This is a genomic window from Lebetimonas sp. JH292 (assembly GCF_000523275.1).
Classification (GTDB): Bacteria; Campylobacterota; Campylobacteria; order Campylobacterales; family Nautiliaceae; genus Lebetimonas.
The window spans coordinates 1,314,557-1,339,628 of the sequence record NZ_ATHQ01000001.1; the positions used below are offsets into that span (position 1 = coordinate 1,314,557).

Sequence of the window (25,072 nt, forward strand, 5' to 3'; positions counted from 1 at the left end):
ACCTTTACCAATAAAATATTTTTTTATACCATGGAACAGAAGGTTCTTTTGAATTTTTTGGAATATCTGTTTTAAATTTGTCTGCAGCTTTAGGTTTATTTAATTTTTTATACAGGTTATATATTCTAACATCTAAATAATTTTTTGTCAATTCAGCTTTGGCTAAAATTGTGTTTACTTCATATTTAAATTCGGAATTTGGGTAATTTTTTAAATAATTTTTACATTCGGTAATCAGATTTAAGAGTTCTTTTTGATTTGTAAAAGGATTATTATATTTGAGGAAATCGAATTTTATTTTTTGATATTCAATCCATGGAATTTCAGCCAAAGAGGCATATCTTTTTTCATATTCGTCAAGATAAAATTTTCCAACTTCAAATTCTCCGGTGTTTGCATGGGCAAAAGCCAAAATAAGTATATCTGTTTTTATATATGGAGATGCCGGATGCTCTGCTTCCAGAGAGAGAAAATCATCATCAGCCTGGTCAAGATTGTTTGCTTTTACATCTTTTGATATTTTATTGTGCCACGTAAGAGCCGTTAAGTTTTCATAATGTACAACATTTTTGTTAGAACAGCCCAAAAACACAAAAGGGATAATAAAAAGGATTTTTTTAAACATTTAATTTCCTTAATTCTTCTTCAATTTTTTCTAATTTTTCTTTAAGTTCATTTAATTCGTTTTTATTTTTTTCAATTACTTCTTTCGGCGCTTTTTCAATGAAATTTTTATTTGAGAGTTTCTTTTCAAGCTTTGTTATTTCTTTATTTAATTTTTCTTTTTGTTTGTTGAGTCTGTTTACAATAGGCGTTATGTCGATTTCTTCTTTGCTTACCATTGTTTCAAGGTTGTCGCTTATATCCCTTATGGCATTTTCAATCGGTTTATCAACGAATTCAACTTCGTCTATTTTTGCAAGTTTTTTAATGTATTTTTTTGCCATTTCGGGTAAATTTGCCAAGACATAAGCTTTTTTGAAATTACTTCCGGTTAAAGCTTTTATTCTTCTGAGGCTTACAATCGCTTCAATAATCATATCAAAATCCGCCGGTTTTTCTGTTTTTAGTGGTTTTGGATATGTTTTTAGCATAATTGTGTTTTCTTTTATATTAGTGCCGCTTAATTCCTGGTATAAAAATTCAGTAATAAAAGGCATAAAAGGATGAAGCAGTTTCATTGATTCTTTGAATATTGAGCCAAGTTCGGCAATCGAATCTTTAGAAACTTTGCCAAGCTCAATTCCCCAGTCGCAAAAATCCTGCCATAAATATCTGTAAAGAGTCATTGCCGCATCGTTAAATCTGTATTCATCAAGTTCAGCTCTTACGTTTTTAATGGCTCTATTTAATTTATAAAGCATCCATTTACCGAGGTCTGTTTTAATCTCCTGATTTTTCAAATCATTAAATTTTTCCTTATGCATTTTTAAAAATCTTGCGGCGTTATATAATTTATTGGTAAAGTTTCTTGATTCAAGCATTTTTGCTTCTGAGAGTTTTATATCTCTTCCCTGAACGGCAAGTATTGCAAGGGTGAATCTCATAATGTCGGCCGAATATTTATCTATCATTTCAAGCGGGTCTATTACGTTTCCTTTTGATTTGCTCATTTTCTGGCCGTGTTCGTCTCTTACCAGGGCATGTAAATAAACATCCCTAAAAGGCACTTCTTTTAAGAAATGAACACCCATCATCATCATTCTTGCAACCCAGAAAAATAAAATATCAAAGCCTGTTATTAAAAGATTGTTTGGATAAAATCTTTTTAAATCAACTTCTTTCCATTTGGTCCCTTTCCCCCATTCACCGTTTTCCCATCCAAGCGTAGAAAAAGGCCAAAGGGCGGAGCTAAACCATGTATCAAGAACATCAGGGTCCTGATGGAAATTTTTTGAGCGGCATTTAGGGCACTCTTTCGGCTCTTCCACGCTTGCCCATTCATGTCCGCATTCATCACAGTAATAAACGGGAATTTGATGCCCCCACCATAGTTGGCGTGAAATACACCAGTCCCTAAGCTCTCTCATCCATGCATCGTAATTGTTTTTCCATTGTGCTGGATGAAATTTTACTTCGCCTTTGTTGGCGGCTTCGATAGCCTCTTTTGCCACTTCTTTTTTCAAAAACCACTGGGTTGAAACATAGGGTTCTATTACGCTTTTGCATCTGTAACAGTGGCCTACCTGATGAATATGTTTTTCTTTTTTTTCAATAAATCCTTTGCTTTCAAGTTTTTCAACTACTTTACTTCTTGCTTCCAGTCTGTCAAGTCCGGCAAATTCTCCGGCGTTTTCGTTTAAAATACCTTTTTCATCAAATACTTTTATTATAGGAAGATTGTGTCTAAGCCCCACTTCATAGTCGTTTGGGTCATGAGCAGGTGTTACTTTTACCGCACCGGTTCCAAATTCCATGTCAACATAGCTATCCGCAATAATCGGAATTTCCCTGTTTATCAGAGGAAGTCTTACTTTTTTACCTATTAAATGTTTATATCTTTCATCTTCCGGATTTACCATAACAGCAGTATCACCAAAGTATGTTTCAGGTCTTGTGGTGGCAACTACTATATATTCATCGCTATTTACAATTGGATATTTAATAAAAACAAGCTCACCTTCGTGTGTTTCATATTCTACTTCAATATCACTTAGTGCTCCGTCTTTTGGACACCAGTTTACCATATAATTGCCTTTTACTATAAGACCCTCATCATAAAGTTTTTTAAAAGCAACCCTTACAGCTCTTTGCAGACCTTCATCCATTGTAAATCTTTCCCTGGACCAGGCAGGGCTTGCCCCCAGGCGTCTAAGCTGGGTTGTAATAGTGCCGCCGCTAAACTCTTTCCATTTCCAGACTCTTTTTAAAAATTCGGCCCTTCCTATTTCTTCTTTTGTTTTACCTTCCGCCAAAATCTGTTTTTCCACAACATTTTGAGTGGCAATTCCGGCATGGTCTGTTCCCGGCTGCCAAAGTGTGGCATATCCGTCCATTCTTTTATATCTTACAATGATATCCTGAAGGGTAAAGGTTAATGCATGGCCTATATGAAGACTTCCGGTGACATTGGGAGGGGGCATCATAATGCAAAAATTTTTTTCTTTTTTATAATCTACTTCAAAAAAACCTTCCGTCTCCCATGTTTCATATGTGTTTTTTTCATATTCATGAGGGTTGTATTCTCTCAATGCTGTTCCTTTTTTGCGAAATTATAACACAAATTTATCAATGGATAATGGAAAATAAGCGAAAATGAGCAAAGCGAATTTAGCTGACTTGGCTGCTTGAAAAACGGCCATGATGGATAATGGGAAAAAGTTTTTCATTTTTAAAAATTTGGGTATAATTATTGCTGTAAATACAAAAAAAGGATATTGATGGAATATAAAGTTGCTTTGCCTGTTCTTGGATTTGAAAATATAGATAAATTTGAATTGGAAGAGATTGAACCCAATTTTTTTAAACTTCAAAACGGAAATGTATCTTTTACATTAATTAATCCCGCTGTTTTAAGAGAGGATTATTTTTTTGAAATAGACGAAGATGCCCAAAAAAAACTCAAATTAAATGAAAACAGTAATTATTTTGTTTTAAACATTATGATAATAAACAAACCGTTTATAGATTCGACAATTAATTTCGCAGCTCCTGTTATTTTTAACAATGATGAGAAAATTATGGGACAGGTGATTTTAGATAAATATCCTTATTCTCTGAGCGATCCTCTTAGAAACTACATAAAGGAAAAGAAGTGATTTATATATTCGGCTATGGGGCAATGGCCAGGGCTATTGCAACGGGAATGAGAGGAAAAGAAAAATTTGCAGTTGTGGGCAGAAATGAAGATAAATTAAAAAATTTTTCAAAAGAATTTGAATGTGAATATTTTTTATTAGACGGATTTGATATAACTGATAAAGAAATTATTTTAGCCGTTAAGCCTTATGCACTTCAGGAAGTCTCTATGAGAATAAAAGGTGAAGCAAAAACTCTTTATTCTATTTTAGCCGGTAAAAGTTTAACAGAACTTCAAAAATATATTAAAGCAAAAGCCTATATAAGAGCAATGCCAAATATAGCGGCAGCTTACGGGTCATCCACTACTGCTGTAACCGGGGATATTGATGTAAAAAAAAGAGCGGAGGAATTGTTCTCATATATAGGAGATGTTATCTGGCTTGAAAATGATGATGAAATAGATAAAGCAACAGCTATTATTGGAAGCGGCCCTGCATTTTTGGCGATAATTGCGGAAGCGATAAGTGATGGTGGCGTTTATATAGGTTTTAAAAGAGATATCGCAAACAAGCTTGTTAAAGGACTTTTTAAAAGTTTCAGTGCTTTGGATATGCCTTTTAGTGAAATAAAAGAGAGGGTTATGTCACCGAAAGGCACAACGGCTGAGGGAGTTTTGGAAATGGAAGACAACAGCGTCAGGGGTGCTATGATAAAGGTAGTAAAAAAAACTTATGAAAAATCAAAAAAATTATAAAGCGTTTTCATTATTTGAAATTGTAATTTCCATTGTGGTTTTAGGAATTATAGCAGCTACTTTTCCTTTAATCCTTGAAAGTGTTTCCAAAACGGCAAAAACGGTTACAAAAGAAGAAATTGTTTTAAATGAAATGAGTTTAATGAATATGATTTTACAATATTATTTTGATGAAAACAATACTTTAGGGGATAATTTTTATAAAGATTTGAATGCAAGCAATGGGGATAGTGGGCTTTTAATAAATTTTAATTCTATGTATACGGGTCCTGCAAGAAGAGGTAAAGCCGAATTTAATAATAATATATTCAGAAGCGGAAGCAAGTTTAGATGTTTCAAAAATTGGTATAGATACAGGTGAAAATAATGTTTCTACTTATGATGATATAGATGATTTTAATAATTTTTCGGAAATGATAAACGGTGTGAATTTAACAGTGCGTGTTTATTATATCGGAGATAATGCCAGTTATAATGACCAAAATTTATCTTTTTCATATAACTATAATAATATTGCAAATAAAACGAATATAAAACTTATAAAAATAACAAGCGACAATAATGTTACAATTTATTATCCGACATGTAATATAGGGGCTAGTAAATTTTTATCTTTAGAGGAAATAAGTAGATGAAAAAAGCATTCACACTGATAGAACTTACCATTGTAATAGTGATTTTGGGAATACTCGGAACAATCAGCGTTGAAATTCTTCAAAAACTTGCCAATAATTATATTATGCAAAAAGAGATGAACAGGCTTGCTTATAAAACTGATTTAACCCTTAATATTATTGCATCCAAATTAAAAACAAGAATAAAAAACAGTGTAATTGCGAGTCATTGCAGTGACAGTGGAATTCCAGACGGAGATTTTATTGCCGTTTCGCAGTTAACCCCTCAAAACAGCGGGAAATATCGGGTATTGGAATGGCTTAATTATTCTGTTTATTCAAAAAGAGGAATGTGGAACGGTACTAAAATACAGCCCGGCTGGAGCGGTTTTGTGGATTTAAAAGATACAAATTCCTCAAACGGAGGCGATGAATACAATATATCCACTCCCGAGAGTAATTTTTCAATTGTTCAGCAAATAGACGGTAATTGGTTTCATGCATGGGGAATTAACGGATATAATAATATTTTTAACAATAAACGGGATGTTTTAGTTTTCAGTGGAGCTGACGGAAGAGGAGATTTCAGTGATATAAACAATTCTTACGGCTGGTATGAACATAACGCGACAAGAGTTTTTGCCATAGGTAAATTAAGTGACACTGAATTAAATTTAAGTGCTGTTGATGAATCCAATTCAACAACGGTTTATGAAGGATATTATATAATTAATTCAGCGGAAGCGGTTGTTCCGGTAAAAAGCGGCAATGAATATAATCTTACACTCAGATTTAATTATTTTCCATGGCTTGATCAAAATTATACAGATGGGAATGCCTCAATTTTGGCCACTCATGTTACCAAATTTAAATTTAAAGAAGAAAATGGCCTTTTGAGAATTTATGTATGTATTACATCAGAAAATAAAAAATTAACTGATTATAATTTAACAATATGTAAAGAAAAGGTTGTATTTTGAAAAAATCATTTTCCCTGCTAATTACCCTTGTTTTTGTAATAGTTGTTGCTATTATAGGTGTTATGAGTCTGGAATTTGCCGCTGCGACAAACAAACATACAGCCGAAGTCTCAATGGACAGCAGGGCAGAGCTTATGAGCAGGGCCGCAACAGAATATGCAATTATGGCAATGCAGGGGCATGATTATAACAATAACTGTTTAAAACATATCAGTTTAAGTGATACTTTTTTTGATGTAAATATAACATATCATTATTTTTTAACGGATTGTAATACAAGCAGTTGCAGTGGGTACTGTTCAAATATAAACACGGCCGATACGAATGGAAGTGCATTAATTTATGTAACAGTAACTTCAAAAAATCCTTCTTTTTACATAAGAAAAGTTAGATTTACACTTCAAAATCCATAAATTTGCTATAATTCCTAATCAATTTTAAATAAAAGGAGAATTATGAACGTAACAGTTGTTGGCAGAAATGTTGAATTAACAGAGGCTATGAAAGACCATATCAAAAAAGTAATAAATGAAATAGAAAAATACAATTTGGGGATTCTTCATTCGGTTGTAACGATAGAAAAAGACAAAAGAGATTTTTTTAATGCAGAGATAATAATGAATATACCTGAAAAAGGTACAGCGGTTGTTCATTTTAAAGATAAAGACATGTATGCCGCACTTGACAAGGCAAAAGACAAACTTGAAAAATTATTAAGAAGATATCATGATAAAATTAAAGATTATCGTAAAAATGACAGATTGGAAGAAATAATAGTGGAAGAAAGTCAGGATGAAATTGTCGAGGTTCCTCTTGATGTGGAAAAACCTTTAAGTATAGATGAAGCTATTGAAGAATATAAAAAATCAGGCCTTTATTTTATGGTGTTTAGAGATAAAAACGGAGAAAAAAGAGTAATATACAGAAGAAAAGACGGAAAACTTGGATTATATTAATTTGTTTGGTAAAATTTCAGCTTAAAAAAGGAGTATAAATGAAAAGAACATATCAGCCAAGTAAAATAAAAAGAAAAAGAACCCACGGTTTCAGAGCGAGACTTAAAACTAAAAACGGAAGAAAAGTATTAGCAAGAAGAAGAAGCAAAGGCAGAAAAAGATTAGCGGTTTAAGTTCTAAGGAAATAGAATATATTATAAAAAAAGGGAGAAAATTTTATTCTAAATATTTTGTTATATATTTTCTCCCTTCTGAAAGTTTGAGAGTGTCCCCGATTGTGTCTAAAAAAATTTCGAAAAAAGCGGTGGTTAGAAATAAAATAAAAAGAAGAATCAGGGTGTTGGCAAAAGATGAAAAAGGACTCTTTGCAATTATTGCAAAAGAAGATGTTTCACAAATAAATTTTAAAGAGCTTATATATGATTTTAAAAAAGCTATTAATAAAATCAATTGATTTGTATCAGTTGTTTATAAGTCCGATGCTTGGTAATAACTGCAGATATTATCCCAGTTGCTCAGAATATAGTAAAATTCAGTTTGAATTGAATAATCCCCTTAAAGCTTTTATTGTTTCTATTAAAAGAATTTTAACCTGCAATCAGCTTTTTAAAGGCGGAATCGATTATCCTGTAATTGAATTGAATCTAAAAAACATTAAATATAAAAAACTTCCTGTAAAATACTGGTTAATTCCTCTAAAAAAAAATAAATATTATGTGATAAAGGCAGAAGTATGAATAAACCCAATATGAAAAATATTATAATAGCAACATTGATTTCATTTATTTTTTTTGCTATTTATGAATATTTTGTTATTGAACCGCAGGTTCAAAAACAGAGTGCAGAACAGAATAAAAGTGTTAATATACACACAGTTACAAAAACAAAAATAAATAAAGTCAGTGAAAAAAACATAAAAATAATAGCAAAAATAATTGCTAAAAATTATGAAATCAAAATCGATTCACTCGGAAGAATTGCCTCTTTCAAATTGGATGAAAAAAAATTTTCCAAAAACGGTAAAAAGCTGGAACTTGTTTCAAATGTAAAACCTCTTGAGATAAGGTTTGATGATGCCAAAATAAATGAAGCTGCTTTTAAAACAGATTACATATCTGATAAAAAGTTAATTAAACTCAAAGACAAAGCAACGATAACTTTAACTCAAAAACTGCCGACCCTAACGGTAAAAAAAATAATTACGTTTTATAAAGACGGCCATTATGATTTAAAAATTGATTTATCAAAAAATGTGGATTATTTTGTCACCCCAGGAAGTAGGCCTTCAGCCGCAGTCGATAAACTGACGGTTCACGGTGCGTTAATCAAAAAAAGCGATGATACGCTTGATATAATCAAAGACGGCGATGCCGAAAATAAAACAGATGATAATGCAATTGTCATAGCGGGGTTTGACAGATATTACACAACCCTTTTCTTTTCAAAAAAACCTCTGAAAGCAATTGTTTATCCGGATAAAGAAAATAATCCCCTGATTTTTGTAAACACGGATAAAAATATTGAACTAACCGGATATATAGGTCCAAAATATGTGGATACACTTACTGGAATTAATAAAGAACTTATTGATGTTGTTCAATACGGAGTGGGAACATTTTTTGCGAGAAATCTGTTTATATTGCTTGACTGGTTGCATAAAATAGTGATAAACTGGGGTATCGCCATTATTTTCCTTGTTATTATTGTAAGAATTGTTTTATTCCCTCTTACTTTTAAGGGAATGGTCAGTATGTATAAACTTAAAGAACTTGCCCCTAAAATGAAAGAATTGCAACAAAAATATAAAAAAGACCCTCAAAAACTTCAACAACATATGATGAAGCTTTATAAAGAGCATGGAGCAAACCCTTTAGGGGGGTGTTTGCCTTTAGTGCTTCAAATACCTATTTTTTACGGTATTTACAAACTTCTTTTATATTCCATTGAATTAAAAGGGGCGTCATTTTTATGGATACATGATTTAAGTTCAATGGACCCTTATTTTATTCTGCCTGTTTTAATGGGGGTTAGTATGTATCTGCATCAAAGGCTCACACCTACCAATTTCCAGGATCCTATGCAGGAGAAAATATTTAAATTCCTGCCTCTTGTGTTTACTTTTATGATGGCAACATTTCCGGCAGGTTTGGTTCTTTATTGGACAACGAACAATATTCTTTCAATTTTGCAACAATATATAATAAATACATTTATGAAGATAAAAAAGTGCGCATAGAAGCTAAAACCCTTGAAGAAGCCTATTTAAAGGCAAGTGAAACATTTAAGTGCTCTGTTACCGAGCTAAATATAAAAATACTTCAGTATCCTTCGAAAGGTTTTTTGGGATTTTTTTCCAAAACCGCTGTAATTGAGGTGGAAGAACCTGAAAAAAATATAGAGGAAGTTATTGGGGATATAAAAAAAAGTTTAATAAGTTTATTTAATAATTCCTGTTTTAATATTGACACAATAGATGTTTATAAAATAAACGATGAAACAGTGGGAATAAAAATAGACGGTCCCGACGCTGCTTTGCTGATAGGTAAAGAAGGATATAGATATAACGCCTTAAATTATATGCTCTATAGCTGGATTAATCAAAAATACGGATTTAAAGTAAGACTTGAAATTGCAGAGTTTTTAAAAACACAAACCGAAATGCTTAAAAACTATTTAGCGCCTTTTATTGAAAAAGTAAAAATCAGAGGATACGGAAAAACCAAACCGTTTGACGGAATTTTGGCTTTTTTGGCGCTTGAAATATTAAGAAAAGAATTTCCTGAAAAATATGTCGCCCTCAAAGAAAGAAACAGGGAAAAATATATTGTAATAGGTGAAAGACATGAACACTATAGCGGCAATAGCAACTCCTAACGGGGTAGGTGCTATTTCGATACTCAGAATATCAGGAGAGGGGGCTTTAAGTATTGCAAAAAAACTGATAAAAAAAGAATTAACCCCCAGAATCGCCACCTTGGCAAAAGTATACGATTTAAAAAACAATCTCATAGATATAGCCCTTGTAATTTATTTTAAAGCCCCATATTCATTTACAGGGGAAGATGTAATTGAATTTCAATGCCACGGGGGATATGTGGTAAGCAGACTTATATTGGAAGAAGTTTTAAAAGCGGGCGGAAGATTGGCAAATCCGGGAGAATTCAGCAAAAGGGCTTTTTTAAACGGGAAAATTGATGCAACCCAGGCTGAAGCTATAGCCAAATTAATTGAAACAAGAAGTGTTGAGGGGGCGAGGGTTCTTTCACGTCAGTTAGAAGGCGAACTTAAAGAATTTGTGGAAGATATCAGAAACAGGCTTGTGGAAATTATGGCTTATTCTGAGGTGTTTATAGATTATGCTGAAGAGGATTTGCCTGAGAGTCTTGGAGGAGAAATTGGAAAAAAACTAAATGAAATAAAAAATGTTCTGGAAAAAACACTTGAAGCGAGTCAGAGACGTCAAGGTATCATTAACGGATATAAAGTGTCAATTGTCGGTAAACCGAATGTAGGTAAAAGCTCTATTTTAAACGCTTTATTAAATAAAAATAGAGCAATTGTTAGCAATATTGCAGGTACTACGCGCGATACAATTGAAGAAGATATTCAGATAGGTTCACATTTAATTAAAATCATAGACACTGCCGGAATAAGGGTTGCCAAAGACGAAATAGAAAAAATAGGTGTTGAGAGGAGTAAAAAAGCAATAGAAGAGAGTGATATTATTTTGGGTGTTTTTGAAGCCAATAATTTTAATAAAGAAGATGAAAAAATATTTGATTTAATTAAAAATTCAAAAAAAGAGGCTATTATAGTGATAAACAAAGTTGATCTGGGTATAAATATAGATTTAAACAGATTTAAAAACTTTGAAATTGTAAAAATTTCAGCAAAAAAAGATATAAATGAATTAATTGAAACCATAAAAAAACTTTTGGACAATAAAGAGGGTGAAAATGAGCATATACTCACATCTCTAAGGCAAATTGAAATGATAAAAAAATCACTCAAAGCAATAAATGAAGCGGAAGAATTTTTAGATACCGGCGAACTTGAGCTTTTCAGTTATAATATCCAGGATGCTATAAAAGCCGTAAGTGAAATAACAAGACCTTTTGAATATGACGAAATGCTTGATAAAATGTTTGGAAGTTTTTGTGTCGGAAAATAAATCAAAGGAGAAAAAATGACAATAATTGAACTTAAAAAAATGATGATTAAAGCAAAAAAAGAAGATAAAACAAAAGCCAATGCATTAATGATGCTTGTAGACACTGCCCAAAAACTTGCAAAATCAAAAAATGAAGAGGTAAATGAAAAACATATAATTGAAGCTGCCAAGAAACTTGCCAAAATGGCAAAAGAAAGTATTGATGCAGGAATGGAAGAAGCCAAAAAAGAGTTGGCTATATATGAAGAGTTTTTGCCTAAAATGTTAAGTGAAGAAGAGAGCAAAAAAATTATAAAAGAAATTATTAATGAAATAGGCGGAAAAAATATAGGTGAAATTATGAAAAGATTAAAACAAAGAGGGGATGTAGATTTAGGCATAGCCAATAAAATCATCAAATCTATTTAATAGGTATAGGTTTATTTATATCCTCTTCCAATTTTTCATGCTGACGTTTTAATTTTGAAAAATATTCTGAAACAGGTGTAAAATAAGAGCTGAGTTTGTTTAAGGCGCTTTGTGCTCCGTAAACCAAAACTTCATCATTTTCTTTTAAACATTCCATTTCGCTTGGATGATACCACTCACCGTTTCTGAATATATATAAAACCCTTAAATCTTTAAATTTTTTAATATATCCTTCTTTTTTTAGCTCTGCGTTTTTGTTTATTTTTCCAAAAAACAGATATTTGTTGTTTGGGAGTTTTATAGGAGCTCCGCTTTCAAGCAGTTCAACAATTTCTTCTTTTTCAATTTCAGAAGGATTTAGCTGTAATAAGTCCTGATAGCAAAACAGTATATTTTTTAATGTTTTTATTTGATAAAAAATAGAATAATTTTTATTTAATAACTGTGCTTCATATAAACTGATATATTTTACATTAAATACAGAACATATTAATTTGTGTGTAATAGAAGAAAAAAATACTGCTAAAATAGTAGCAGGCAACAGTGAATATCCTCCCGCCATTTCAATAACTATTACAATTGATGCAAGAGGTGTTCTTGCCGCTGCTCCAAAAACAGCCGCCATTGCAATAACGCTGAAAATTGCACTTGTATTGTGAAAAATTATGGATAGGAGTGCTCCTAACATTGCACCTATGAATAAAGACGGGGCAAATACACCCCCGGATCCTCCGGAACCGACAGTCAAAGAAAAAGCCAGTATTTTACCTATAAATAAAAGTATTATAATTTTTTCTGTAAAATTTCCGTTTATTGCCTGTTGAATCCATCCATATCCACCCCCTAAAACCTGAGGTATGTAAATACCTATTATTCCTACAAATAATGCGCCAATAGCAGGTTTAAAATGTGGTTTTATAGATAATTTTCTAAATAAATCTCTTGTATAATAAAATATATTTGGCAATATTACTGATACAATTCCGCTTATAATTCCAAGAAGAATAATTTCTATATAGGTTTTAATATCCGTTATCTGCAAATTGGATGGCAGTGTAAAAATAGGCTTCCATCCAAAAAGATATCCTGAAAATATATATGCGATTAAAGGTCCAAAAAATACAAACAACAGTTCTCTTGTCTCATATTCCAGCTCACTGTAAAGAACTTCAATGGAAAATATTGCCGTTCCCATAGGGGCTTTAAATACGGCGGAAAGTCCTGATGCCATACCGATAATTACAAACAGCTGTCTTTTTTCAATGGAAGCATGTCTAATATTGGCATAAATGGAACCTATACCTGCGCTGAAAAGCGCCGTAGGCCCTTCTCTTCCTGCCGCTCCTCCTGTTCCTATGGTTATGGCCGAAGATATAATTTTAATAGGTATTACAATCGGTCGTAAATATCCTCCCGCCCTGTGATATGCTCTGATAATCGTATCTGTCCCGTGACCTTCGGCTTCCGGTGCAAATGTGTAGACTAAAAATCCTGAAATTAATCCCCCTGTTACAATTACGATAATTAATGCAGTGGAATTAAAAGGATGATTTATATGTGAATTGATTATATTTATAGTATCTGAGGGAATGTAACCGGCAATATAACCCAGTGCAAATTTACTTATTAAATCCAATAAAAAAATAAATATACTTGCGCAAATTGTCCCTATAAGTCCTATAACAAAGGTGTCTAAAAGTAAAATTAAATATTTTTTAATTTGATTTTGAGTATTCATAATATTATTTTAGCAAATTTAGTATAAGAATGTTACTTATATGAGAGATTTCCAGTAACGATTTGCTGTGTTCTTTGCATAGTTCATCAATTTCATTTATTATATGTTTGTATTCTTCTTTTTTTATTTCTAAAAAACTATTTATTGATTTATTAATTTTGTTTTCGTTAAAGCCGGTTTTTAAAATTTCTTCGTTAAATGTTATTACAAAATATTCTATCATTGATTCTATTTCTTCTTTTAAATTTTTTTCTATTCTGCTTTTTGGCTTTATGTGTTTTATACTGTGTAATAATTTGTTTATTTGAAATTTTTTTATTGTAATTTCAAAAAGTTTCAAAATATTTTCCAATTTAAAAGAATATTTATGGTTAAAATAAATAATTGCCGGAAGAAATTTAAACAGTTCTTTCCATTCAAGAAAAATACCTATATTTTTTTTATTTTTAAAATTTTTATACTTTTTTGAAAAAATATTTTGGAGTTTTTCTTTATAAGTTATAAGCATTAAAGGCTTTATATTTTGGTTCTCGTAAATCTTTAATAAGCCATCTGGAGGCAAATTTTATTGTTTCCTCCAAATCTATAAGCATATCGTATAGTTTTTGATATTCAATTTGAAAATCAAGGGAATATATTTCTTCCCTTGTGCTGTTTGCATTAATTAAATCGTTTAATATTATATAGGCTGTAATTTTATAGGGAAATTCTTTTTCTTTGAAATTATTTATAAAAGAAATACCGTAATTGTTTATTATTTCATTAGTTATTTGTGTTGCTATGATTTGATTTTTTAGCAAATGCGAATTTACATATTCGCTGTATGAGTTGTAAACAGAAGACGGAAAATAATGTTTTAAAAATGTAGAAGCATATTTGCATTTATAAAAATTTTTTAAAATATAATTTTTTAAGAAAATTTTTGAATATAATAATAATATAGCCAAAACCGGCTTAATTACCCTATTTTTATAAAAAATTATTTCTATTTCAGAGTTTTTGGGAATAGAAAAATTTTCTCGTTTAAATATTTCGATATGCTTTTCCAATGTTTCTATTATATTTATTAATTTTTCTTTATATATTTTTATTTCATCAAGACTGATTCTTAAAGGCTGTAAATAATTGTTTTTTAAGACTTTGTTTACAACTTCTTCTGTAAGATTTATTAATATTTCATTTTTTTCTTTTTTAGAAATTATATTTTTTTCTACCAAATCGTTTAATAAAATTTTCAGATTTACTTCATAATCACTTATATTTACCCCTGCTGAATTGTCAATACTGTCAAGATGTATTTTTCCACCGTTTAAAGCGTATTCATATCTGGCTTTTAAAGTCATAGCCAAATTTGCACCTTCACAAATAACTTTTGCTTTTATTTCATCAGCATTAATTCTTATATTTTCATTTTGTTTGTCACTGATATAGATATTGTTTTCTTCGCTTGATTTTATATAAGTTCCTATTCCTCCGAAATAGAGCATATCGACATTTGCTTTTAAAAGATATTTTATTAATTCTTCGCTTGATAAATAATTTTCATTTATAGAAAACACCTTTTTTATTTCCGGGGAAATTTTAATTTTTTTTAAACCTTTTTTGAAAACGCCTCCACCTTTTGAAATTAAATTTTTATTATATTCATCCCAGTTTTTCCCTTCTAAAAAAAGTCTTTTTCTTTCGTTATATGAAATTTTTGAATCAGGGGTCGGGTCGATAAAAATTTCGTTATGAGAAATAGCCGCAAGAAGCAGGAAGTTTTTATTAAGAAGCATTCCGTTGCCGAATACGTCACCTCTCATACTGCCTATTCCCACTACACTTATTTCATCTTTTAAAACATTTTTGCCCAATTCCAAAAAATGTCTTCCGGCTGAGGTAAGTGCACCTTTTGCTGTAATGCCAAGTTTTTTATGTGAATATCCGTTTTTGCCTCCGCTTGCAAAGGCATCTTTTAAATTAAAATTTCTTTTTAGCGATATTTCATTTGCAATATCACTCATATTGGCCGTACCTCTGTCAGCCGCCACTACGAAATAATTGTCCGTTTCATCATATTTAATTAAATTTGTTGTATCCGCGGTGTCTACTAAATCAAGCAGTGCATCTATAAAAAGTGTATAAATTTTTTTAAATTCAGTTTTTGTCGGATTAAAAAAAATATAAAATCCACCTTTTGCCCCGTCAGGGACAATAATTGCGTTTTTTGCAACTTGCGCTTTCATTAAATCTTTGATTTCTTCCCTGAAATCCTCCCTGTTTGAATATCTTATCCCCCCTCGTGAAATTTTACTCATTCTTAAATGGATTCCGTTAAATTGTTCGTGATAAACAAAACTTTCAATATTGGGTTGAACAGAAAACAGATAAGGTTTTAATTTGGAAGTGTCAATTTTAAAAGAAATTGTTTTTTTATTAAGAAAATAATTTGTCCGAAGTATATTTTTTATAATTAAATAAAATATTTTTAAAATTTTATATTCACTTAATTCATTGACGGTGTTTAATTTTTCTTCAAGTCTGTTCTCAAGATATGAATAATCATCTTTTTTTGAAAATTTTTGAAGAAAATAATTGATAACCGATTCCACCACATCAGAATTTTTAATAAAAGTTTTAATAATTGCACTTTCATTAAATTCATAAAAAAGCTGTTTTTGATATTTTAAAACAGCTCTTAATAAAGCGATTTTTCTTAAATCAAACCCGACCCATGCAAAATAATATAATTTACAGTTGTAAGTTATTTGTTTGTTAATAGCTTTTTTTATAATATCAAAGAAAATTTTTTTATATTTTTCAAAAAAATCCTGATGTGTTATATTAATCTTTAAAATCAGGGTATCGTTATTTTCTTTTACATTGACAATTTCAATATTGAAATTATCAAGAAGCTTTGAAAGAAAAGTTATTGAAGTGTTTAAATTTTTGGATATTAACAGTTCATTTTTTAATTTATCAAATTTTATCACATTTTTTCTCTTTCGAAAAGAAGAATTATCTGGAATATAAAACTCTTCTTCTTTTCCTCTTCATTTTAAATTTACCCTTTGCCATTAACCCTCCTTTTTAGGAAGTGTTAAATTTGTAAATTATAATAAAAAATTATTAGCTTTTTATAAATAAGGCGCTCATATATCCGACAACCTGGCTTTCATCGCCGCTTACATCGGCGCTTGTCCTGTAATCTACAATAAAAGGTGTTAATTTTTCTTCCCTTGCTGCTTCAATAATGGCTGCTATACCTATTTTACCGCAGGCTTCACATTTTTCAAGTTCCAATAAATCCAAATCATTAACGGCCTGCAAACAGTGTGAATCAAGTGCATTTGCCGTTTTTATATCATAATAATGGCTTAAATCGCTTGAAATTACAATTAAAGAATTCTCATCAATTGCGAACTTAATTATTTCTTTTAATTTATTTGGCGAATAGTTTCCGTAAATTAATTCAACTACAGGAATTTCCCCAAAATAATGATAAATAAATGGCATTTGAACTTCTGTCGAATGTTCTACATGGACATATTCAAGATTAGCTACATCAAATTTTTCCATAAGTTCAATTGAAAAATTCTTATCTATAGGCAGTATGCCGCAAGGGGTTTCATATGATTCTTCCAATGTTACACTTATTCCTTCAATCGGAAATTTGTGGCTTGGGCCTATTACCAGGATTCTTTTAGGCTTGGTGTTGCTTGCGATTCTATAAGCAAAATTTGCGCTAAATCCGCTGTAAACCCATCCTGCATGTGGAACTATTATAGCTTTTGGTTTTAAGGAAAATATCTCTTTTGCTTTAATTTTATCCATATTCTCATCTATAATTTTATTAAAATGGTTTATATAACCCTCAACTCCTTCGCATGTCCCTCCATACCATTCTTTTACTACCGCATTTCTCATAATCACTCCTTTTAATTTTTCACTTTTACACCCCGCCGCTTTTCAAGCGGCCGGCAAGCTCACTACTCACTACTCACTATTCACTATTTATTTCCATATTCCTTCGATAATTTCACCACATTTCGGACAGTGTCCGATTTTATTTTCATCTATTTTTAAAATATTTTTTTCAATTTTGTAAATACTTCTTACAATAAGCTCTTCGCCGCATTTTGGACAGTATGTAATTACAGGCATTGCCACATTACCGAGATATACATATTTTAACCCCGCTTTTTTACCTATTTCATAGGCTTTAAGCATTGTTTCAATAGGGGTAGGGCCTTTGTCTTGGACTTTATAATCCGGATGGAATCTTGTAATATGCCAAGGAATTTCCACTCCAACTCCGGCAATAAACTCGGCAATTTGTGTTAATTCTTTTTCGCTGTCATTGTCTCCCGGGACTATTAAAGTGGTAATCTCCTGCCAAATTCCGGCATCTTTTAATCTTTTGATAGTATCAAGTACATAATCAAGATCGCCTTTTAAAACTTTTTTGTAATAATCTTTTTTAAAACTTTTTAAATCTACATTACATGCATCCACCCAGCTTTTCATATCTTCTATTTCATACACACTTTCAAAACCGTTTGTAACAAAAATATTTTTAAGTCCCTTTTCTTTTGCCAATATACCCACATCTCTTGCATACGGATAAAAAACACTCGGTTCATTATATGTATACGCAATAGAATTGCATTTATATTCAATAGCAAGATTTACTATTTCCTGGGGTGATACGTAAATTTTATCATTTACTTTACTTGTATGGGCAATTTGCCAGTTTTGACAAAACGGGCATTTAAAATTACATCCCACTGTTCCGAAACTTAAAACCGCACTTCCCGGTAAAAAATGAAAAAGCGGTTTTTTCTCAACCGGGTCTACATTTACAGAGGACGGATGCCCGTATACTAAATTTACAAGTTCTCCGTTTTTATTCATATTTATGCCGCAGATTCCAACCTGGCCTTCTTTTAAAATGCAGTGATGTCTGCATAAAAGACATTTTATTTTAGTATTATCTATTTTTTCAAAAAATTTCAATTTCCCCTCCTTAATTTAAGATTAATATATTATATCAAAAAATAGGGGAAAAGTAAAGAAATTTTAGTCTTATTTACTCAACTATTTTGTAATTAATCTTTTTATATGGGCAATTTTTCCCTTTGCTTGCAAAATTTTCGGTATTTATTTCAAATTCGCCTTTTTCAAGGGTAATGTAATCATTTATTTGTATATTAAATAATTTTGCAGGATTAGTGGATATTAAATTTGTGACAGTCTCCTTTTTTAAAGGAAGAGAATAGACAAGCTGGGTAAAAATATCAAGTTTGCTTATTCCGTATTCCGCTTCCTCAATGGGAAGGTCTTTATTGTTTGCAGCGATATGATTTGAAGATATAAAATCTATTATCCCTTTTTCACATGCTTTTAAAAGGGCGTTTTTATCTTCTTCGCTTCTGAGGGGCGGAAAAGTCTTATATACGGTGTTGAATTCTTTTAACATTTCGTCCGTAAAATATAAATTGTCTATTGCCACGTCTATATAAATATTTTTGTTTTTATTTTTTAATATTTCAAGCGATTCTTTTGCTGTTATTGACAAAAACACTATTTTAGCGTCAAAATGACGGGAAAGTTCGTATATTTTAGCGACTTCCGCACTTTCCGCATAATTCGGGATTCCGCTTATACCAAGGGAATATGCTGTTTCACTGTCATTCATAATACCGCTGAGGGACTTGCTGTTACAGTTTACAAAAACAGGTATATCCAGAAATTGTGCATATTCAAAGACTCTTTTTATTAAATTCATATCCTCATCCGAATTTATATAAATTGCACTTGCACCCCTTTTTTTTAGAATTGAAATGTTAGAAAGTCTGTTTTCATGTATTCCCTCAATAGCTATCAAAAGATTAAAATCGGATTCATGTGCCCTTTTTAAATTATAAGCCAAATGAAGTTTGTCAAAAATAGGCTTGTGGGAAGGTATCATCACTGCCGCCGTTATCCCGCCGTTTTTTGCCGCAAAAGAGAGTCTGCTTACACTTTCGGAATTTTTTATGTTGATATCTATTGCTTTTGGGACCTTTATTTTCATTTATGTCCTTTTTTAATTATAATTTTACTAAAAAAAGGCAATATTTATGAAAAATAAATATTTGGAAATTTTAAAAAAGAGTTATTATCACCTTAATGAAAAAGATTTAAAAAAATTTGAAGAAATAATGGGTGAAGATGGTCTTGGAAAATGCAGGGCGAAATTTCATCTTTGGGGATTTTTGTTCGGATGGTTTTATCTGCTGTACAGAAAAGCACTTAACGAAGCTTTCGGAGTGTTGGTTGTCAGTTTAATGGTGGGATATGTTTCCCCTGTGGGTGTTATAATTGTAAATTCGCTGCTGGGCGGTTTTTGTTATTATTATTTATATCTGAACAAATTGGACAGGGATATACAAAACTGTGGGGGCATTCATAATCCTGATATTGAATGTGTAAAGAGAAAAGCAAAACCTAATATCTGGTATGTTGTCGCGGCTGTTGCGGTTATTTTAATATTGGTATGGCCAATTGCTTTTTCATTAATTACAGGACATAATATTAGTGAGTAGTGAGTGGTGAGTGGTGAGTAGGCAGGATTGGCGGGTAATTTGATATAATTTCGTAAAAAAGGCTTATTATGAAAAAAGTTTTAATAATCGGAAGCGGGGGAAGAGAATATGCCATCGGTTATCATTTAAAAAACGAAGCTGAAATCTTTTATGCACCTGGAAATGGGGCGACCGAGGATTTTGCCACAAATATAGATATAAAAGATTTTAATGAACTTGCTGATTTTGCAAAAAACAATAATATTGATTTGACTATAGTGGGGCCTGAAGATCCTTTGGTAAAAGGAATTGTCGATGTTTTTAAATCCCAAGGTCTTAGTGTTTTCGGGCCTAGCAAAGAAGCGGCAAGACTGGAAGGCAGCAAAGTGTATATGAAAAATTTTTTAAAAAAATACAATATTCCCACCGCTAAATATATTGAAACAGATGATAAAGACAAGGCTTATGAATTTATAGATTCAATGCAAAAAACACCGATTGTTGTAAAAGCGGACGGGCTTTGTGCCGGTAAAGGTGTAATTATCGCCAATAGCAAAAACGAAGCAAAAAAAACAGTGGAGGAAATGCTGAGCGGTAAAGCATTTGGGGAAGCGGGTAAAAAAGTCATAATTGAAGAATTTTTAGACGGCTTTGAACTTAGCATGTTTGCGATATGCGACGGGGAAGATTTTGTTTTGCTTCCGGCCGCACAGGATCATAAAAGACTTCTTGACGGAGATAAGGGGCCTAATACAGGCGGTATGGGAGCGTATGCGCCTACCCCTCTTGCCACGGAGGATATATATGAAAAAGTAAAAACAAAAATCATAAAGCCTACACTTGAAGGAATGAAAAATGAAGGCGCACCTTTTGAAGGTGTTTTGTTTACAGGACTTATGATAGTGGATAATGAACCTTATGTTCTTGAATATAATGTAAGATTCGGAGATCCTGAATGTGAGGAACTTATGCCTTTAATTGATAGCTCACTTTATGATATGTTTTATAACGGGGCGACCAAGCAGCTTGATAAAATTGATGTAAAAATAAAAGATACGGTTGCTGTGGGGGTTGTATGTGCAAGTAAAAATTATCCTTATTCAAGAAGCGAGCCTGCCGAAATTACGATAGATAAATTAAACGGGTGTAACGGGTATATAGCCTTTGCCGGAGTTAAAAAAATGAATGGGAAACTTTATGCAACCGGCGGAAGAGTGTTAGTATGTGTCGGGTTTGGAAAAAATGTTCAAAAAGCAAGGGATGAAGCATATAAAATAGTTGAAAAAGTTCATTTTGAAGGTAAAAAATACAGAAGTGACATTGCTTATCAGGCAATAGGAAAATAGATGCTTGGGGAAAAACTCAAAAGGGAAGAGCGGGAAACAGCTTCGATTTGGCAAAGAGCCATTTCCATGAGCATAGATGACTTTTTAATAAGTTTTTTGGTTATTTTGGCCTTTTATGACAGATTTGCCAATGTGAAAACATATGAGGAAATGGTTTTATTAATTGATTCTCTTTTTGTTTATATTTTTTTGGCATATACACTTTATCATTGGATTTTTATTGCACTTTACGGTAAAACAATAGGGAAAATGCTCGTGAAAATAGAAATAATAGATGTAGATTCATTTGACAAACCCAGTTTTTTAAGGGCGTTTATAAGAAGCGTGATGAGAAATTTTGATGAAATGTTTTTTTATTTAGGAATGATTTATGCTGTTTTTGACCCATACAACAGGGCAATTCATGATATTGTAGGAAAATGTGTTGCTGTTAAGAGTAATTAGTTTTTTAATTGTACCTTTTGTTGTATTTGCCTTAAAAATATATTCAACAGATGTAATTGAAAAAAAAGGGAACTATTTTCTTCAAAATCCGCTTATTATATATAAAAACAATATTTTTTTACAGGCTAAAAACGGGGTAATAGAAAAAAATCATATAATAAAACTTTTTGGCAACGTAACTGTTTTTTATCAAAATCAGGATGTTTTGCTTGGCGATTCATTGCTGGCTTATTCAAAAGAAAAAATCACAATAAAAAATATTTTCTTTTATGACAAAAATATAGACGGCTGGGTCAGATCAAATAAAGCCGATTCCAAAAAAAATATATTATATTTCAATAGCCCTTATTTTTCCACATGCTGCAGTGATAAGCCGGACTGGTTTATAAAGGCAAGCAGCGGAAATTATAACAGACTCTCAAAATTATTAAAACTTAAAAATATTGTATTGGTTGTCCACAATGTACCTGTGTTTTATTTCCCTTATTGGCAGGTTAGTTTTAACAAAAAAAGAAGAAGCGGTCTTTTAAGGCCGTATATAGGATATTCAAACAAAGAAGGCTTATTATACTCTCAACCAATTTATTTTGTAACATCACTAAATTCCGATTTGGAAATAATACCTACTGTGCGTACCCAAAGGGGAAAAGGGGTTTATTCTGTTTTTAGGTTTGTTGATTCGCCTTATTCAGAGGGTAAAATAAAATTCGGTTTATTCAGCGACAAAAACAGTTATTATGAAAAAAACAATCTGGCACATAAAAAACATTATGGTTATTCATTGTATTATAAAAGAGATAAACTTTTTGGTGAAGACAAGCTGTATCTTGATTTGAAATATGCAAATGATGTTGATTATTTCTATTTAGATGCTTACAATTACAGATTTGACACTTCTTATCTGACGGATAAAATAATAACTTCTTATTTGAAATATATAAGAGCTTTAAATAAAAATTATTACGGTATGTATTTTAAATATTTTATAGACACCTCACTTCTCAGTAACTCTGCAACCTGGCAGATTCTGCCGCAGATTAATTATCACCGTTTTTTGGAAAAAAGAGGGGTGTTTTTAGATTCACTTGATTTTAATATTTATAATTATTACAGAGCTAAAGGCTCTAATTTTATTTTTTCCGATATTAATTTGCCGGTTTCATTTTATAAAAGTCTGTTTAATGATTATATGAAATTCAAGCTTACAGAAAATTTATATTCTGGATACGGAAAATATTATCAGAAAAATAATCTGGGGGTTTCTAAATATCTGTATTTAACGACCCAGCTTAAATTTTTTACTTCTTTGGCAAAAAGTTATAATAATTTTTATCATATTATAAATCCTTCTTTTTCCATAAATATAAAAAATTATTCACATAAAGAAATCTATTCGGATTTGATAAATGTCCCCAAAATGAAAAATTATCTGCTTTTCAGCCTGTTTCAAATTTTTGAATTTAATAATTTAAACATTGATCATACATTAAATGAAATTTATTATCTTGATGATAGGAAATTTGCCGATTTGGAAAATATTTTAAATTTTTATTATTTAAATTATTATATTAATGAAAACAATAAGTATTCTGTGGATGAGGGGAAAATAGATTATAATAATATAAAATTTGGTTATAATAATGGTAAAATTGATTATTTTATATCGCATCTATATCAAAGGGATAATTTAAAATCCGTTACACTTGGAGGCGGATATAAACCAAATATATATAAAAGATATTATTTTGAATATTCGTTTGATTTAAACGAAAAATATATAAAATACTGGATGTTGGGGGTTAGTATGAATAAAAAATGTTATAAATATGAAATAAGCTTTAAACAAGACAGGGTTCCTGTGCTGGAAACAAGTGGAACAAATTACAGAAAAGACAATATAATTAATCTGTCGGTGGAATTTTATCCGATAGGCGGCGTAAATCAATCATTTATTTTTAAAGGAAACAAATGAAAACAGAAACCAAGGTGGGAATATTTGTTTTTTTGGGAATTTTGTCGATACTCTATCTGACGTTTCAGGTAAAATCCCTTCAGGATTTTAATCAGAAAGGTTATACTCTTTATGCTTATATTAATGATGCAAGCGGGCTTGAAAAAAAAGCAAAAGTAAAATTAAGAGGCGTTGAAATAGGTAAAGTAGAAGATTTAAAACTTAATAATTCTTTAGTGAAATTAAAACTTATAATAAAGCAAGGGGTTAAAATACCAAAAGGAAGCATGGTTACCCTGGCTCAGGATAATATGCTCGGCGGAAAATATGTAAAAATAATCCCTTCTAAAAATCATATTTACTATTCAAAAAACGAAACAATAAAAAAATATTTAAATGCGGCTTCTTTAGATGATTTGATGAATAATGTCAACAGTGCCGTCGATGATGTAAAAGTATTGATCAAAAAATTAAATAAAACTCTCGATAAAAACACTATAAATAATTTTCACCAGATTTTGGCAAATATAAAAGACGCTTCTGTTGATTTGAAATCGGTTATAAAAAATGCAAATAAAAAAATACCGAGTCTGCTTGATAACGCAAATGAATTGATTGCCACTTATAAAGACATAGGGATAAAAATAAACAAAAAAATTCCCGATATTATAAATAAGTCGGACACACTTCTTGCTAAACTCAATAAAACAGGCGATACCCTTAATTCCAAATTAGGCCCCACCATTGACGAATATAAAAAATTAGGGGTTAATGCCAATTCTATTCTTAACGATAATAAAAAAAGTATAAAAACAGCGATAGCTTCGGCTAAAGATTTTTTTGTAAGCGGGGGTGAAAGCTTTAAAAAAATTGACAAACTTCTTTCAAGTGCGACAAAATCCCAAATTGAAGTTGAATTTAACAATAAATTTCTTTCACGTGATAGTTATTCAAAATCTTACGCACAGATTGCTTATTTGCCGACTCCGACAAAATATTATATTCTGGGTGTGACTTCCTCAAAAGATTATTCCAATCTGGATAATATAAATAAAAACCATATTAAAAATAAATCATATATTACTGCCGAATATGGAAAAAGATTTGATAATCTCTTAATAAGAGGCGGTATTATAGAAAGCACGGGAGGAATCGGAGCCGATTATTTCTTAGACCATGACAAAGTAATTTTAAGTTCCGAAATATATGATTTTAACGCCGTAAACGATATAAGGGGCACTAACCCTCATTTAAATTTAGCAGCCAAATATATATATCTAAAACATCTTGAATTTTTAGGCGGATTTGAAAATATTTTAAATTCGCGTGCTGCTTCACTGTTTTTGGGTCTTGGTATAAGGTTCAGAGACAATGATTTAAAAAGTATAATTTCAGGGGGTGCAACATCATTTCTGAAATAA

At 31.1% G+C, this 25,072-nt stretch carries 27 protein-coding genes; 19 read left to right on the plus strand and 8 right to left on the minus strand.

Features of this window, described 5'->3' with window-relative positions; translation table 11 throughout:
• Nucleotides 1-4: 4 nt before the first annotated feature.
• Entirely contained in the window at nucleotides 5-625 is a 621-nt protein-coding gene (gene bamD, locus DZ64_RS0108155) for an outer membrane protein assembly factor BamD (RefSeq protein ID WP_024788045.1), read from the minus strand.
• Nucleotides 618-3,191, minus strand: a complete 2,574-nt coding sequence (locus DZ64_RS0108160) for a valine--tRNA ligase (RefSeq protein WP_024790163.1) — start codon at nucleotides 3,189-3,191, stop codon at nucleotides 618-620. Before DZ64_RS0108160 ends, bamD begins: the two co-directional genes overlap by 8 nt.
• Nucleotides 3,192-3,380: 189 nt before the next feature.
• Between DZ64_RS0108160 and fliW the strand changes: the two genes are divergently transcribed.
• From fliW to DZ64_RS0108230, 14 genes are read left to right on the plus strand one after another with little or no spacing between them, the layout of a single operon-like run.
• On the plus strand, nucleotides 3,381-3,758 hold the full coding sequence (fliW, locus tag DZ64_RS0108170; RefSeq protein ID WP_024790164.1) for a flagellar assembly protein FliW: 378 nt from the start codon (nucleotides 3,381-3,383) through the stop codon (nucleotides 3,756-3,758).
• Complete coding sequence (proC, locus tag DZ64_RS0108175) at nucleotides 3,755-4,495, plus strand: pyrroline-5-carboxylate reductase (RefSeq protein ID WP_024790165.1); 741 nt, start codon at nucleotides 3,755-3,757, stop codon at nucleotides 4,493-4,495. Before fliW ends, proC begins: the two co-directional genes overlap by 4 nt.
• Entirely contained in the window at nucleotides 4,473-4,856 is a 384-nt protein-coding gene (locus tag DZ64_RS13505; protein WP_051430020.1) for a type II secretion system protein, read from the plus strand. Before proC ends, DZ64_RS13505 begins: the two co-directional genes overlap by 23 nt.
• Nucleotides 4,857-4,908: 52 nt before the next feature.
• Nucleotides 4,909-5,130, plus strand: a complete 222-nt coding sequence (locus DZ64_RS13510) for a hypothetical protein (protein WP_051430021.1) — start codon at nucleotides 4,909-4,911, stop codon at nucleotides 5,128-5,130.
• Entirely contained in the window at nucleotides 5,127-6,089 is a 963-nt protein-coding gene (locus DZ64_RS0108185; protein WP_024790166.1) for a type II secretion system protein, read from the plus strand. The genes DZ64_RS13510 and DZ64_RS0108185 overlap by 4 nt, the downstream gene beginning before the upstream one ends.
• On the plus strand, nucleotides 6,086-6,502 hold the full coding sequence (locus DZ64_RS0108190; protein ID WP_024788051.1) for a hypothetical protein: 417 nt from the start codon (nucleotides 6,086-6,088) through the stop codon (nucleotides 6,500-6,502). The genes DZ64_RS0108185 and DZ64_RS0108190 overlap by 4 nt, the downstream gene beginning before the upstream one ends.
• A gap of 42 nt (nucleotides 6,503-6,544) precedes the next feature.
• Nucleotides 6,545-7,045: a ribosome hibernation-promoting factor, HPF/YfiA family gene (gene hpf / locus DZ64_RS0108195; RefSeq protein ID WP_024790167.1), complete on the plus strand. Its 501-nt coding sequence runs from the start codon at nucleotides 6,545-6,547 to the stop codon at nucleotides 7,043-7,045.
• A gap of 38 nt (nucleotides 7,046-7,083) precedes the next feature.
• A complete protein-coding gene (gene rpmH, locus DZ64_RS0108200; RefSeq protein WP_024788053.1) occupies nucleotides 7,084-7,218 on the plus strand; it encodes a 50S ribosomal protein L34 in 135 nt (44 codons plus the stop codon).
• A gap of 23 nt (nucleotides 7,219-7,241) precedes the next feature.
• Entirely contained in the window at nucleotides 7,242-7,499 is a 258-nt protein-coding gene (gene rnpA, locus DZ64_RS11980) for a ribonuclease P protein component (RefSeq protein ID WP_236617401.1), read from the plus strand.
• A gap of 25 nt (nucleotides 7,500-7,524) precedes the next feature.
• The gene (gene yidD / locus DZ64_RS0108210; RefSeq protein WP_236618744.1) at nucleotides 7,525-7,782 is read left to right on the plus strand and encodes a membrane protein insertion efficiency factor YidD; all 258 of its coding nucleotides are present in this window, start codon (nucleotides 7,525-7,527) and stop codon (nucleotides 7,780-7,782) included.
• Nucleotides 7,779-9,281 carry a membrane protein insertase YidC gene (gene yidC / locus DZ64_RS0108215; RefSeq protein WP_024790168.1) on the plus strand — a complete coding sequence of 501 codons (1,503 nt, stop codon included), beginning with the start codon at nucleotides 7,779-7,781 and terminating at the stop codon, nucleotides 9,279-9,281. The genes yidD and yidC overlap by 4 nt, the downstream gene beginning before the upstream one ends.
• On the plus strand, nucleotides 9,272-9,919 hold the full coding sequence (locus DZ64_RS0108220; RefSeq protein WP_024790169.1) for a Jag N-terminal domain-containing protein: 648 nt from the start codon (nucleotides 9,272-9,274) through the stop codon (nucleotides 9,917-9,919). The genes yidC and DZ64_RS0108220 overlap by 10 nt, the downstream gene beginning before the upstream one ends.
• Complete coding sequence (gene mnmE / locus DZ64_RS0108225; RefSeq protein WP_024790170.1) at nucleotides 9,879-11,216, plus strand: tRNA uridine-5-carboxymethylaminomethyl(34) synthesis GTPase MnmE; 1,338 nt, start codon at nucleotides 9,879-9,881, stop codon at nucleotides 11,214-11,216. The genes DZ64_RS0108220 and mnmE overlap by 41 nt, the downstream gene beginning before the upstream one ends.
• Before the next feature lie 15 nt (nucleotides 11,217-11,231).
• A complete protein-coding gene (locus DZ64_RS0108230) occupies nucleotides 11,232-11,624 on the plus strand; it encodes a GatB/YqeY domain-containing protein (protein ID WP_024790171.1) in 393 nt (130 codons plus the stop codon).
• On the opposite strand, the gene DZ64_RS0108235 is transcribed toward DZ64_RS0108230, so the two are convergent.
• From DZ64_RS0108235 to DZ64_RS0108255, 6 genes are all read right to left on the minus strand, one after another.
• A complete protein-coding gene (locus DZ64_RS0108235) occupies nucleotides 11,617-13,362 on the minus strand; it encodes a chloride channel protein (protein ID WP_024790172.1) in 1,746 nt (581 codons plus the stop codon). The genes DZ64_RS0108230 and DZ64_RS0108235 overlap by 8 nt on opposite strands.
• A gap of 4 nt (nucleotides 13,363-13,366) precedes the next feature.
• Nucleotides 13,367-13,870, minus strand: coding sequence for a hypothetical protein (locus DZ64_RS11000; RefSeq protein WP_035003211.1), 504 nt, complete (start codon nucleotides 13,868-13,870; stop codon nucleotides 13,367-13,369).
• Nucleotides 13,854-16,337: an NAD-glutamate dehydrogenase domain-containing protein gene (locus DZ64_RS11005; protein ID WP_051430022.1), complete on the minus strand. Its 2,484-nt coding sequence runs from the start codon at nucleotides 16,335-16,337 to the stop codon at nucleotides 13,854-13,856. Before DZ64_RS11005 ends, DZ64_RS11000 begins: the two co-directional genes overlap by 17 nt.
• A 136-nt stretch (nucleotides 16,338-16,473) precedes the next feature.
• Complete coding sequence (gene amrB / locus DZ64_RS0108245; protein ID WP_024790173.1) at nucleotides 16,474-17,271, minus strand: AmmeMemoRadiSam system protein B; 798 nt, start codon at nucleotides 17,269-17,271, stop codon at nucleotides 16,474-16,476.
• A gap of 87 nt (nucleotides 17,272-17,358) precedes the next feature.
• The gene (gene amrS, locus DZ64_RS0108250; protein ID WP_024790174.1) at nucleotides 17,359-18,360 is read right to left on the minus strand and encodes an AmmeMemoRadiSam system radical SAM enzyme; all 1,002 of its coding nucleotides are present in this window, start codon (nucleotides 18,358-18,360) and stop codon (nucleotides 17,359-17,361) included.
• Nucleotides 18,361-18,433: 73 nt separating this feature from the next.
• Nucleotides 18,434-19,420 (minus strand): amidohydrolase family protein, encoded by a 987-nt coding sequence (locus DZ64_RS0108255; protein WP_024788064.1) that lies wholly within the window; start codon nucleotides 19,418-19,420, stop codon nucleotides 18,434-18,436.
• 46 nt (nucleotides 19,421-19,466) lie between these two features.
• On the opposite strand from DZ64_RS0108255, the gene DZ64_RS0108260 reads away from it, so the two are divergent.
• From DZ64_RS0108260 to DZ64_RS0108280, 5 genes are all read left to right on the plus strand, one after another.
• Nucleotides 19,467-19,931, plus strand: a complete 465-nt coding sequence (locus DZ64_RS0108260; protein WP_024790175.1) for a DUF2628 domain-containing protein — start codon at nucleotides 19,467-19,469, stop codon at nucleotides 19,929-19,931.
• 68 nt (nucleotides 19,932-19,999) lie between these two features.
• A complete protein-coding gene (gene purD, locus DZ64_RS0108265; RefSeq protein WP_024788066.1) occupies nucleotides 20,000-21,256 on the plus strand; it encodes a phosphoribosylamine--glycine ligase in 1,257 nt (418 codons plus the stop codon).
• Nucleotides 21,257-21,700 carry an RDD family protein gene (locus DZ64_RS0108270; RefSeq protein ID WP_024788067.1) on the plus strand — a complete coding sequence of 148 codons (444 nt, stop codon included), beginning with the start codon at nucleotides 21,257-21,259 and terminating at the stop codon, nucleotides 21,698-21,700.
• Nucleotides 21,681-23,672: an LPS-assembly protein LptD gene (locus DZ64_RS0108275; protein WP_024790176.1), complete on the plus strand. Its 1,992-nt coding sequence runs from the start codon at nucleotides 21,681-21,683 to the stop codon at nucleotides 23,670-23,672. The genes DZ64_RS0108270 and DZ64_RS0108275 overlap by 20 nt, the downstream gene beginning before the upstream one ends.
• The gene (locus tag DZ64_RS0108280; protein ID WP_024788069.1) at nucleotides 23,669-25,072 is read left to right on the plus strand and encodes an MlaD family protein; all 1,404 of its coding nucleotides are present in this window, start codon (nucleotides 23,669-23,671) and stop codon (nucleotides 25,070-25,072) included. Before DZ64_RS0108275 ends, DZ64_RS0108280 begins: the two co-directional genes overlap by 4 nt.